General features: G+C 38.9%; 9 protein-coding genes and 1 pseudogene. All 10 read right to left on the bottom strand.

Annotation, left to right across the window (positions count from 1 at the left end; all coding sequences use genetic code 11):
• Window positions 1-1,134: a glycosyltransferase family 4 protein gene (locus HRE53_RS25415; RefSeq protein ID WP_235108443.1), complete on the bottom strand. Its 1,134-nt coding sequence runs from the start codon at window positions 1,132-1,134 to the stop codon at window positions 1-3.
• 1,352 nt (window positions 1,135-2,486) lie between these two features.
• Window positions 2,487-4,328 (bottom strand): heterocyst formation ABC transporter subunit HepA, encoded by a 1,842-nt coding sequence (hepA, locus tag HRE53_RS25410; protein WP_235108442.1) that lies wholly within the window; start codon window positions 4,326-4,328, stop codon window positions 2,487-2,489.
• Window positions 4,329-4,333: 5 nt separating this feature from the next.
• On the bottom strand, window positions 4,334-5,320 hold the full coding sequence (locus HRE53_RS25405; RefSeq protein ID WP_255801007.1) for a glycosyltransferase: 987 nt from the start codon (window positions 5,318-5,320) through the stop codon (window positions 4,334-4,336).
• Window positions 5,321-5,394: 74 nt separating this feature from the next.
• Window positions 5,395-5,859 carry a serine O-acetyltransferase gene (locus HRE53_RS25400; protein WP_235108440.1) on the bottom strand — a complete coding sequence of 155 codons (465 nt, stop codon included), beginning with the start codon at window positions 5,857-5,859 and terminating at the stop codon, window positions 5,395-5,397.
• Window positions 5,860-5,978: 119 nt separating this feature from the next.
• A complete protein-coding gene (locus HRE53_RS25395; RefSeq protein ID WP_235108439.1) occupies window positions 5,979-6,278 on the bottom strand; it encodes a hypothetical protein in 300 nt (99 codons plus the stop codon).
• A gap of 638 nt (window positions 6,279-6,916) precedes the next feature.
• A pseudogene (locus HRE53_RS25390) lies at window positions 6,917-7,447 on the bottom strand (O-antigen ligase family protein); the annotation flags it as partial.
• A 679-nt stretch (window positions 7,448-8,126) separates the two neighbouring features.
• Complete coding sequence (locus HRE53_RS25385) at window positions 8,127-8,285, bottom strand: hypothetical protein (RefSeq protein WP_235108438.1); 159 nt, start codon at window positions 8,283-8,285, stop codon at window positions 8,127-8,129.
• Between the two features lie 41 nt (window positions 8,286-8,326).
• Window positions 8,327-10,450, bottom strand: a complete 2,124-nt coding sequence (locus tag HRE53_RS25380; protein WP_235108437.1) for a tyrosine-protein kinase family protein — start codon at window positions 10,448-10,450, stop codon at window positions 8,327-8,329.
• 177 nt (window positions 10,451-10,627) lie between these two features.
• Window positions 10,628-11,809, bottom strand: coding sequence for a glycosyltransferase family 4 protein (locus tag HRE53_RS25375; protein WP_212665819.1), 1,182 nt, complete (start codon window positions 11,807-11,809; stop codon window positions 10,628-10,630).
• 363 nt (window positions 11,810-12,172) lie between these two features.
• Window positions 12,173-13,402, bottom strand: coding sequence for a glycosyltransferase (locus HRE53_RS25370; RefSeq protein WP_235108436.1), 1,230 nt, complete (start codon window positions 13,400-13,402; stop codon window positions 12,173-12,175).
• Window positions 13,403-13,598 lie beyond the last annotated feature (196 nt).

Below are 13,598 nucleotides of genomic sequence, written 5' to 3'. Positions count from 1 at the left end.
CTAAACGTTGACGGTTAGTTCTGCCTGTTCGCATAGATATTTGAAGGAGTCAATAAATCGCTCTTGGTTATGAGAGGACTTTACCCAGCTTTTTCCATCTGTCGCTAAACGGTTGCGCAGATCTTGATCGTCTAGAAGCCGCTGTAAACCATCAATAAATTTGGGTAGAGCCTCTCGTCCAGAACCATCCCATCGCCCGACATACACCCCGTAGCGAGAAACGACATTCTCGGAATCTACACAGCTCAGAATGGGGGTTTCACACATCAGGGCTTCTAGAAAGCTAATGGCAAGTCCTTCATGAATGGACGTATTGACTAAAACCCAGGCAGAGGAAAGAAGGCGGATTTTTTCTTCACCATCAATATGGCCCATCATTTTCACATTGCTGGGCAGAGAATCTGGCTCCCAAGCCCCAAGCCCTTGAAAGTGATTTTTGCCCATAAATATAAAGTCAACCTCAGGGAAATAGGTTGCTAGTTCAGCAAACAACCAGGGGCGTTTATAGGGATCAAGGCGGGCTAGAAAAACAACGCTAGGCTTTTCACTTTTGACGATCGTTTGTGGCTCGTCAATAATATGCTCGATAATATTGGGCAACAGGGTTATTTCTGAAGGCTCAACACCATAGGTGCCCACTACTTTCTCTTCGTAATAGGCTGCGGGCTGGGCAAATACAATGGGTCGCTTAGAAAAAGGAGAATTTGATTTCTCTACAATTTCTGCTAAGGAGGTGCAATTCACAGGCTTCAAACCTTGAGGGACATTGTCTCCTTGGCCAGGAATTCGGGTACTTTCTATCCGCTTCATATCATAGGGAGTTCTTGGATCGTGCACCCAAATAATGACGGGAACACGGGGGAGTGAATCAATAATGGGACGGTAGTTAGATCGATAGTCCATCGTCAAGACAATATCGAACTTCTCATTCTTAAGAAGTTGACGACGTTGGTGCTTATCTTTAGGCAATATCAGCAGCCGAGTACCATGGGCTATTACTTCTGTCTGCCCACCTGTCTCAGATAAACCACCAGTGATAAAGACTGGCTCAACCCCTAGCTCAGACTTTTGATTAAATAAATCAGCGACTTGGCGAATAGCTACCCCGAACCCGCCCATTCTTCCTAGTGACAAATCATAGAATTCATTGGCGATGAGTCCAAGCTTGATTTTATTTTTTTGAACCTTAAAAGTATCAACTGCTCTATCTTTTACAATGCTAATCATGCTGAGTTCACCAAGCTAAAACAATATTCTCAAGAAAATCAGGGTCAAATAGGCGGCTAGGCATCATTCATGCCTGCAGCCATTGTGAAAGATCTCTATTAACTAACTCTTGGAGGTTAAGAATGTCCTCTTTATAAACGTCAATAAATTTTCTTCTTGTATCCTTCGATATTTTTGGTTTTTTCTTTTAAGTTTAGTTGAAAAAATACTTGACTCCATTTGCTGGAGAAAAGCGCTTATTACCCCGAGATTCTTTATGCGGTTTACTTTAGAGTTCTTTGACCATATTCTATTTAGAAAGTAGGTATTTAATCTTATGTTCCTAGGAATCCCAGAAGGATTATACTTGATTGAGAAATCAGGCTCAAAGCAATGCTCAACCCCTAGGAAATGATAAATATCTTTTACTATTGCTTGAGGGTTCTTTTTGAGATCATCAAAAAAAATAGACTTTTATATTTTCTCTATCAAACAGTTCGAAATAGGGCTTTAAGAAAGAGAAATAAAATCCTTTTCGCTTGTAATGCCAATGAGGAGACCATCGATTTTTTATTCGCTGATCCTCCAATGTCATGGCTTCAGCAAAATCATCAGTCGTTTCAATGCCGCGACTTAATGAATCTAGAAAGTTGGAATAGGCTCGTTCTATTGGATCTCGCAATATAACAATTATTTTTTGCATTCGGAATATGATGATGGATTCTCCTAGGTGCCTTGGGTGTCGTCAGGTAGATGGGAGATGCCTCTCCAATCGCAATTTCATTTGATACCTGACTAAATAACTTCTGGTAATCATCAATTCTATTGATAAATCTAAATCTAGAATCATCAGGCCCCTGAAAGTTGATCTCTTCGTCTTCAACTGCAAAGAAACGGGGCTCTTTTTTTGGGACTCATATAAATCTGTGGATGTTCTCTCAAATATTCATATAGTGAGGTGGTTCCAGCTTTCCCAGCTCCAATAATTACAAAGTTTGGCATTGTCATTTTGAATAATCCTTGCAGATATCATGTGTGTGCAAATCGAGATAAGTCTAGGGATAGGATGAGGTGAGAAAATAATGAAATAGTTTATCTATAAGGGCAGCTAGCTTACATACAAGACATTTCTAAATAATATTTACTTTGAATCATAAATCGACCTTACTGCTTTCCTTTTAATCAGTCATTTTCATTGTTGAACTTGTATAAATACCAACCTATATCAAAGAAATAGTTAACACTTATCCTTTATAAGAAACTACAGTAAATAGCAATGGTCATCCTGGTGCAAACTGCATCTGGTGATATTTCCATAGTTCTCCTTTTTGGTTGAGTAATTCTTGATATTTCCCTTGCTCTACCACTCGCCCTTTCTCAAGGACAACCACTTGATCGGCATTGACAATGGTAGAAAGTCTATGGGCAATAACAATGACCGTTCTGCCTTGAGATAAGTTTTCAAGGGATTCTTGAATCAGTCTTTCGGTCACTGAATCTAAGGCACTAGTCGCTTCATCTAGAATGAGAATTTCTGGATTTCGTAGTAACGCTCTTGCGATCGCAATGCGCTGACGTTGACCTCCTGACAACCGAACGCCTTTATCTCCCAAGCAAGTCTGCAGTCCATCAGGTAGCTCTTGAATAAACTCAAGAGCATTCGCCTGTCGGGCAGCCTCCCAAATAGCTGATTCATCTATCCTCTCTAAACCATAGGCAATGTTATAGAGAACAGAGGCATTAAAAATAAAAGTATTCTGGCTGACAATGGCTAACTTCTGGCGGAAAGTATGGATATCAAATTGCCGTAAATCAACACCATCCACAAGAATCTTGCCGAAGGTAGGGTCATATAACCGGGGAATCAGATCTGCCAGAGTTGTTTTACCAGCACCAGAAGATCCCACTAACGCAGTCGTCTGACCATTGGCAATGGAAAGAGTAATATCATAAAGAACAGGCTCATTAGCTTCATATCCAAAATTAACCGCAACAAAATCAATAGAGCATTTGAGCTCTGAAAATTGAAGCTCACCGTTGTGAAGATACGGTTTATCCGACTCTTGCAAAAGATCCTTGATATTCTTAAATGCCCCTTGAAAGCTATTGAGCTTTGTCCAGGCACCATTGATATGGGTTACCACAGGCATGGTGCGGGACAAAGTCAACAGAAAAGTGAGTAAAGTCGTGGCACGCATCTGTCCACTTTCAACTAAAGTGCTAAACGCAACAGCAACCATCACAATTAAAAGTGTCCCCGACATTCCTTGGGTCAAAGGCCCCACAATAGTGGATAGTTTTGCCACTTTAGACGTCGCCTTCACAACCTTTCTCGTTGCCTTGTAGAAGCGTTGGCGCTCGTACTCATGGGTCGAAGAGGCATGGACCGTTCGAATGCCGTTAATAAATTCCAGAGCAGTGGACGAAAACTGACCATTCGCCATCGGCACATCAAAACTGGCTTCCCTCACCCTGGCCGTAATATTGGAGACACAGACAGACAGTAATCCAAAGACCAAAAATGCTGCAATCGAAAGCTGCCAAGATAAGAAAAACATCAAACCCACGTATACAAGCAATGTTGTTCCTTGGGCAAAAAAGACTGAAATTACATTAAATGCTTGTTGAAGCTGGTTTGTTTCTCCCCGGATACTACTAATTAATTCTCCAGGTTGGGCTGTGGAATAAAAACTCAAACTGACCCTCTGTAGCTGCTCAAAAATACTCCTACGAAGACGTTCAGTCAGGTTGATAGCTGCCAATCTTGAATAGAGTTGCCCCAGATAGGTACACAGTGACTGTAACCAAATCGCAAATAATATAAAGGTCGATAATCTGATAATTCGCTCAGTTGGGGGAGCGGTAATACCGAGTACCCAATGGTCAATAAAATATAGCCCCGTTTGTATGGGGGATTCTTGAGGATTCGTCAGCCCTTGCAGAAAAACGCCAATCAGGGCAACGGTAGAGCCCGACATGCAGGCAGCGAATAACGAGAATGCGATCGCAGCCACAGTAATCCCAGGAAAATATTTAAATTCCTTCAGGATCAACCGATTATCCTGCCATAGTGCAGTTGCTTTTAAGAGATTCCGAATAGCAATACGTATATTAGAAAACATATCAATTAACTAGAAGTACCTAAGGGATTAGATAGCGCACTGGTTCGAGAGAATATTTTCCGCATAGTATTAAACAAACTAAGGCACCAAACATAGCTATCCATTCCCATAATTTGCATCATGCTGCTGGCGATAGAGAATGAGAGAAACTCCCTAGACAATCGCAAACTTGGATAATGACTTAATGCTTGTTGGCAGAAAAATTTAGCTTTCTCAAAATCTGGTTCTTTAGCTTGAATACATTTCCACGCAATACACAAATTTACTCGACCATAACTCCGACTTCTAATCGGTAAATACTCATAGGGCACAGATTGAAATGCCCGCTCAATAATTTTTCGAAAATCTTCAACCATTTCTGGATATCGTTTCGATTTACTCGAAGGATGAATTCTGTATTGAACTAAAAGGGCTCTAACCACAGAAATTCGATAAGATGCTGCTACCCTAATCCATAAATCCCAGTCTTCAGCAACTATCAACGTTGAATCGAAAGTACCTGCGATGTCTAAACAGGCACGTCTTACCATCACAGAAGAACAGGCAATCATATTAGATTCAACAATTTCTTGCCATATCTCTCCCTCACTATGGGGCTTCATAACTCTGCCCGTGAGCCGACTTCCTTCATCCATTAAAGCCAGCCATGTATGGACCAACCCCACCTCCTCATGAAGGTCTAATACCTTAACTTGCCGTTCCACCTTTGTCGGAACCCAAACATCATCCCCATCCAGAAAAGCGATATATTCTCCTCGGGCAAGGCTGATGCCTGTGTTCCGAGCAGAGGATACTCCTTGATTGGATTGGGAGTGGAAGATTATCCTTGAATCTTCAACAGAAGTAATCCAGTCAGAAATACCATCAGAACTACCATCATCAACAACGATGACTTCGATCTCAGAAAAGGTTTGTCGTAAAACACTAGCTAACGTTTCCGGAAAGAAACGCATAGAATTAAAAGTCGTAATAATAACGGAAACTTTAGTCATCTGATATATCTAGTACTAAATTACGATTATTTTATTACTACTAAAAGAAGGAATAAACGATTTAGTTAATTCAACTATCTGTTAACGTATGACAAGTCAGAGTGAATGCTATTTAATCGAATAATTTTGGCCGGATTACCAGCTACTACAGCATGTTCTGGAACATTTGATACCACAATGGCTCCTGCTCCAATTACAGCATTATTACCAATCTCTATGGGTCCAAGAATAACAACATTACAACCAATTTCAACATTGTCACCAATGACCGGAGAAGAAGAGGTAGAACCATCACATAAAATCTTATTTCCAATCGTAGTAGAGTGCCGAATTATGCAATTACTACCAATAGTTGTAGCGTGATTAACGACAAGACTAAATCCATGCTGAAGCTGTAAATTACTGCCAATTTTGGTATCAAAAGGTAGTTCTATTGCAAATAGAATTTCAGCAAAAAATCTGATATAGATAAGTTGCCAATCTAAACGGATAGGGCAGCTTTGATAATAATTGAGAAGCTCTAAAGGAAGAAAGCACAAGCCGTGATTTTAAACTAGTCTGCTTATTAACCTCCCAGTCTTGAAAAATATATGTCAAAAGTTGGTTCATTATGTTCTATCCCAACTGAATACCAAACATCAAATTGGATGTTAAAAAACTAGGACAATATAGAGAAAGGTTGACCGTTAGTCATTTGCAAAGTGAATGACTGATCAAGCCTATTAAGTAAGCCATCACATAATTCCTGGATATCTTCTGATAAATCTATAGACTTACCTTTGCCCACAGAACATGCATTAATCTCCCAAGTATTTTCATCTCTAAACTTTTTCCCTAAAAAGGAATAGATATGGTTTAAGAATTGATTTGAATAACAAACCATATGCTCGTACTTACACATCATTACTCTTGAATTCTGATTAAGCTCTAACTCAAAAAAAGAATGCATTTCTGACATACCAAAATAGAGCAATCGCATCAGTAGGTTGAATATCATCCTTATAGAATTGAATCAAAGTAGAGCGAACAGAAGAAGGGATCGATTCCGAGTACCAAAACCCCGTATTCCCATCAACAATAGCTTTGATATTTCTTATGCCTACATTAAGATTAAATTTATTCAAAAAATGAGTTTACGACATCTCTATAATCCCTATACATCCATAAAGCTTTTGATTGAGGAAAGTGATTTAATAAACACAAAATATTTTGTGTTTCTACTAACAGCTTTAAAACAATGGTAGGAGATTTATCTTTCAACAACTCTGCTTCCAAAGACCGGAATGAATTCAGTCTTAGCTTCAAATGACCAGAATGAATTGAATCATTAGATGAAAGACGGCTAGATTCTCTATATACACTGACATGAAAATCTCTTGCAAAAATCCGACTAATTAAGCTTGTGCCTGAACGTTGGCAGCCAATAATCATAAGAATTTGTTGTTCAGGACAGGTAAGATAAAAAAATCTTTTGATATAAAAAATTTCAACACATAGATAAGATATAAATCCAAAGTGACATGCTCAATATTTAAACTCTTTTTAATTTCATACATAAGCATCTTTTTAAGAGAGAACTAGTAATTAGCAATCTAATTATTGGGGCATTAATATATCCGGCGAACTCCAATCCCAGCTTGATATTGCAAACAAGACAGAAAAATAGAAGAAAAACACCGTATGACTCCATATATTTTCTGTTACCATTCCTACTAAAACTGCAACAACTAGAGCAGCAACAACTAGGCTCAAATCTTTGTGTGAGTCTAAAGTAGAAGATCGGACTACTTTAATTGATTGCGCAAGATATAAACTCCACAATACTAAATAAGAAAAAATCCCTAATATCCCACCCTCAATCAATGCTCTTATATAGTCATTATGTGGCAAATACTTACTGTCGATAGATTGCTTGCTTAGTCCTAGGCCATAGCCAAGGAATGGGCGTTTTTCCCATGCCTTTAAAACTGTATGCCAATGAGATAAGCGCCAGTTAAAACTATTGTGGTCAGATTCGGAAAGAAGAATCCCTCTATTAATACTAATCTCTGGGTTTAGCAAAGGTGTACTTGCAATAGATTCCAGTCTTGACTTTCCATAGTCTGTACTAGCAAATAAACTGATTACAAGAGAAAAACTTAAAACCCCAAAAAATCAAACTCTTTAAACTCAATTTAGGAATAATGATCACTAATAAAGACACTAGCAACATCATTAAAACAAACAATGCTTTAGTGCTAATCAATAAAAAATGAGATTATCCCTAATAGAGTAATCCATAGCCACTTAAATCTAGTAGAATTTTTTATATTTCCACCATACTATCCCCATAAACAACAAGAGAAATGAAGCGAACGCATTCGCATGGGCAAAAGTTGAATTAATTCTTACTATTCCATTTTTTTAACTGAAATAATGCCAATAAAATTGGTAAAGGTAAGGCCAGCAACAAGACAGAGAGAATCTTTTGAGGTGAGACCTTCCCTTTTAACTGCATTACGAGAAAGTATGCGGTTGGCCATATCAATATTCTTAGCCACTCTCTAACACTTTCAGCTAAGTAGGTTGCATCAAATCCCAATGCATCTAATGGCATTAAAAATAGCCATAACCCTTGGAAAAGTGTCCAGCCCAACAATAACCACCCAAAAGAGTCTGTTTGTATTGATTTATTTCTTATAAAACAAAAAAACCATATAACATATTGCTAATAACTCGATCCCAACTCCATAAGCAGCAGGTATCTTAAGTTGAGTAAAGAAATCAAGTGAGCTTCTAAGTACAAGCAAAAAAAAGTATGCTGATTTCAATTTCTTTCAGAAAAAAAAGCCAAAATAGCTGCAGCAACTATCAATAAAATTAATAGCTGTAAAGTCACTTCTCCCCACGCTGCTGTTCCCAAAGCAACCAACAACGAAAGTACAAAAAAGCTAATATTTTTTTTATTTAGTTCGAATATAGTCATATATTCATATCAACTTCAGAAAAAGATTCATACATTAGAGGTCATGCTGCCAATGCATAATCTTCTTTTAAGTACCGATAATATTTGTCAGTTGAGGAAGATACACCATTTATTGCCAGTCCTACAACATTGACATTATTAGAATTTAAGATGTCTATAGATCGATTCAGAACTTGCTTAGGAGTGACGTCAAGCCTAGCAACCATAATTGTTTGACGATCTCCTTGACTCAATACTAAAGCATCAGAACAAGCCATGACTGGCGGAGTATCAATAACAATCACATCGTAATGTTGTTCCACCTCAGCCAATAGTTCCTTAGCTCTTTGGGTTTCAAAAGAGAAGACATTATCATATGAAAATTTCCCAGAAGTCATCACTGATAAATTCTTAATTGATGTGCTATGGATCGCTGAGGGCAAACCTTCATTTACTGCGCCTCTTAGATAATCTTGCAATCCAGGATCCTGAGAGACTTGAAAAAGCTTATGGATGGTAGGGCGCCGCATATCAGCATCAATTAATAAGGTTTTTTTCGATAGCATTGCCGATAGAACAGCTAGGTTTGCTGCCACAAATGATTTACCCTCACCTGAAATCGCACTCGTTATAACTAAAACCTTGCTTTCAGTTGAATTTTTATACTCAATATTCTTAGACAAACCTCTTACTGATTCCAATAATGGCAAGTTATTATAGAGTTCAGCAAAGGGTAATGTTGGGAACAAACGACTACTCTTTTGCAGGGGTATTACACCTAACAAAGGTACTTTTGCTAGCTCCTCTACATTCTCTAAGTCTCTTAGCCGTCCATCCATACCTTCAGCACTTAAAGTGACCCCCGCTGACAGTGCAACAGCAGCCATAATTCCTAGCACGAGAAAACTAGGAATATTAGGATATGAAGGTAACGTTGGCTTATTCGCTTCCTCAATAATTCTCAGATTACTAACTAGTTGCGCTTCTGCAATACGTGCCTCATCAAGCTTCTGACGCAGGAGATTAACTGATTCTGTTGACCCTTCTTTTTTTCTTTGCAATGAGGCTAAAGTCTTTTCCAAGACTGGATACTGCTTTCGCCTAGCATCTAACGTAGAAATATAGGATCTTGTATTGGCCAGTTTGTCCCTAAGCTCATTTCTTTCTACAACACTAAGGACTAATTTTTCTGACAATTCTTGGGCAACTTTCTCATTCGCAACCTGAACCGTACCATTCGAATTCAAGCTACTCCCAGGCAGTATGGTTGATAACTTTTGTTGGTACAGTGCTTGTGCAGCTTCCTTTTCAGTTATTAGCTTTTGTATATCGGGATGATCATCCGTTAAACTCTCTCGCTTGATCTTTAACTGCGACTCCAGGTTAGACAGTTGATCTCTCAAACTAATTAGCTCAGGGTTCTGTCCTGCCTTTGCCGATAAGTAGGATTCTTTGTCAGAACTTTGGTCTATGATTTTGCTGAGTGCCAATCCCCGGGCTTGTACTTGCTTTAATTCAGCCGATATCTCCTCAGCAACTTTTTCTGCTTCAGCAATACTCTGCGTCAAGCGCTTATTATCTGTTTCCTCTAGTGAAACAATGTTGTATTGTTGCTTAAACTGACTGATAGAAGATTCAATTTTAACGAGTTCCTGTTGCCTGCGAGGAATTTGATTCTCTAAAAATTGTCGTGTAGCCCTTGCTTCAGATCGAATAGTCTCTGCATTCTCTTGAATAACACTCGAGGCGATCAGATTCAATAATGAAGAAGTGACTTGTGGATCAGTATGCCGAAATGAAATCTCAATGATCTGAGTGCCAGGAATAACCTCAGTGGAAACTTCTTGCTTAGCTTCGCCTAAAGTAACTTTCTCAACTGCACTATCTTCATTGCTTTGATTAAACAGCACAATAGCTTTTGTGAGAACACTTTTTGAGCGAACAAGCTCTTCTTGTGTTGCTAACCCTTTGTTGTTATCCCCTGGCGTCTGAGCAATATCACGGCCTAGAGGGGAAATACTAGTGGCTGGCCTTTGATCCAGAATTAACCGAACCTTTGCTGAATAAAGACGAGGAGTAATCAGCAGATACACTACTATCCCAGTAAAAACAGATAGAAAGGTCCCTGCTGTAGTCCAACGATTCCTATGAATTATTTTGAATACTTTTGAAACAGATTCGTTCATAACAGGATTAAAAAATCTGATGACTTACTTGTCTGACTTAGTACGCTTAGCTCAAGCAAATGATTTTTGCCCTAACCAAGCCGAACCCAATACCCATAACGTCCAACTAAATCCATTCAACAATAGAAGAGGAGAAGTCAATAAACCTTAGTGATCATGAAGACAAAAGCCCACCCATTACTTCACATCTACAGTTTCACTTTCTTCAGGATGAAGAGAATAATCTGATCTTAAAAGAGCCGAATAGAGATCTAAATTGTCAGCAGTAATTTTTTGCCAAGTATAGTTTTCAGCAACATGCTGTTTAGCTCTATTAGCCATTTGGGAGAGTTTTTCTAAATCTTTTAATGCAAAATCAATGCTATCAATGCAAGATTGAAGATTTCCTGCTTGAAACAACATACCTCTATCGTTACCAAGCAACTGACGATGTGCCAAGATATCACTTGCGAGGATAGGAATACCTTCCCGCATTGCTTCCAACATTGCTAATGGCAACCCCTCTAAATCTGAAGGCAAGGTAAATAACCCAGCGCCTCTAACAAGCTCTGCTAACCGTTCACCTTTTAGCTCGCCTGCAAACACAACATCCTCTCTATTCTCAGCCCTCGTCAAGAGTTCTTTGTGATAGACCGTTGTATCGCTAACTCCGCCAACCAGTACTAACTTCCAACCACAATTTTCTATTCTCTTAAATGCTTCAATGAGGAGTTCAGGTCGTTTTTCAGGAACAAGCCTGCCTAAAAAAATAAAATATTTTCCAGATTCTAAGCCTAGAGATTTCCCGAACCTAAAGTCAGGATCTGAATTTTTATAGGTAGCTGGTGCATTGGGAATATAGACTGTCTTTCGTTGATAAGTATGCCAAAAATAAGCTTCAAGTTCTCTTGAAACAACTGTTATTTCATCTGCGAACATAGCAGCTGCTCTTTCACCCAGTCTAATAACGGTGCTAGAGAATGTTCCCCATTTCGCCCTTTGCCAGTCTAAGCCTTGACACGTTACGACAATTTTGGGAGGTTTCTGAAAAGGATTTAATTTGGGTAACCAACAGAATAAAGAAGGACCTAATGCATGAAAGTGAACAATATTATATTGTCCAAGAGAAGCCGATATTGTAGCAATAAAAGAAGATAGAAAAGCGTCAATCCCCCGCAGCCAAATGCTGGGAAGGTTTACAACCTCTACCCCCTCATAGGAGGTTCTTTTGAACCACGACAGATTTGTATAAGAAGATCTGGCAAACAGAACAACAGAATTTCCTTGGGCAACCATCCGAGGATAAACCTCTGAACAGTGATGTTCTATTCCACCTTGCTTTGCAGGTAGACCCTTTGGTCCAATAACGGCAACTTTCATTTGGCAACCTTATTCATGACATCAAGTACTTGGGTTGAGCGGACTCAGATTGGCGTCGGGGACCGCAGATAAAACTAAATCGTTTGAGTGTTAAGAGATATTCAAATTAAAGCAACATTACAAACTTGGAAATATAGTTTTTCATGGCATTCAACTTGAATTCAACATTGCTTTTTAGCTCAAGCTATCTAATGGGTTAGATCTGAATTGACTAATATCACTGAAAATTGCTGCTAGCATGGGATCAGGCTCCTATATAAGTACTTGGGAGTTAAGAGAGCAGTCTCAGATTGGCGTCGGGGGCTGTTCTCGCAGCTTCGAAGTAATGACGCCCAGATTCATCCGAGACAAAGCTATCGAAAATTACACTGTCGAGAAAGTTTTCTCTAATAATTGCTGTTTGTTTTTCCATCGTTCTCGCATTTCGTTATAGACTTCAGAAACAACCCACCTAGCCCAGTAGGGACTAGATGATTGGGCACAAGCTTTGCTAGGAAAACTTTGAGAGTTTCTCAACACAGTCCTGAGAGAATCAGCGGTAGATTCAGGTGTTCTAGTTGGAATTACAACTCCTGTGTTCTCCGTCAGAAGTTTAGAGGTTTCACCTGAATCTGTGGAAACGACTGGAATTCCACAGGAGAGGGCCTCCAATACGACCATAGGTAGACCTTCATAGATACTGGTTAGGGCTAAAAGTTCACTGACTCTAAGGATATCTGCGATTTCTCGCGAATTCATAGCTCCCAACAAAGTTATTTGACTATCTAGCCCTAAACATTTAATTTCTGACTCAATATCTTCTTTTAATTCACCTTCTCCAATCATAAGTAGATGAATATTGGCATCATCGAGTTCTGCGATTGATCTAACTAATAACAATGGATCCTTTTGAGGATGCAATCGCCCCACATAGGCCATGAAACGTGTTCCCAGTGACAACCCCATTTCCGCTATTAGCTGCAGACGCTTCTGGTCTTTCAGTGGAGTAGATAGTGGGAAAAAGATTTCATCATCTACAGTATTTCGGATCAACTGATACCGATCTTCGGTAGAGCAGTAAGTTTCCCGAAAATACTGAAGTGATTCTGAGTTACATGACAGCACATAAGAGAATTGCTTAATTAGAAAATTTTCAAAAAAGAAGTATGCCGAAGGAAAATATCTCCATAAAAAAGCTTTATTATCTCCCTGACCATTAACTTGCTTTTTTATGTCTGCATGAATAAACAATGTCTTTTCTCCATGCCAATTCATAGATACTAAGGAAGGTTCAATTCTATGAAAATGCAGAAAGTCAGAGTCTAACTCTTTTCCAAACAACGCTAGAAGAAATTTCAGCGTAGTGGGTATAAGACCTCTCACATTATCATCTTTAACATAAAGTAAAGGAAGATACTGTATCTGCCTGTCAAACACTAAAATACTTTGCCAGCGACCAATTTCGCACTCTTTTCTAGATGAGATCCCTACCAATCGAATATCGAAATCTTGAGGCGCATACTTAATAAAATTCAGAATGGTTGTCTGGATACCACCGATGCTGATATCGAGGGGATCAATCTGATAAAGAATAGTCAAAGAGGGATTCAACATAAAGGAGATTGCCAACCACTTAGCACACGCTTAGATAGAAACAAGATTATCTGAGACAAGTAATGATTCTGTCTTAAGAATTTCGAATAATTACCGAAAGATGTAGTCTTTCTTTAATGACTAAGAGGCATCTGCATTGACACAAGTAAGCTAATTCAATAGTTCAAGCAAAACTGTGTAATAACATACAAATAAA

This window comes from Acaryochloris sp. 'Moss Beach', from assembly GCF_021497025.1.
GTDB lineage: Bacteria > Cyanobacteriota > Cyanobacteriia > Thermosynechococcales > Thermosynechococcaceae > Acaryochloris > Acaryochloris marina_A.
Note: the sequence above shows the minus strand (reverse complement) of the source record. Positions and strands in the feature narration are given on the sequence as shown.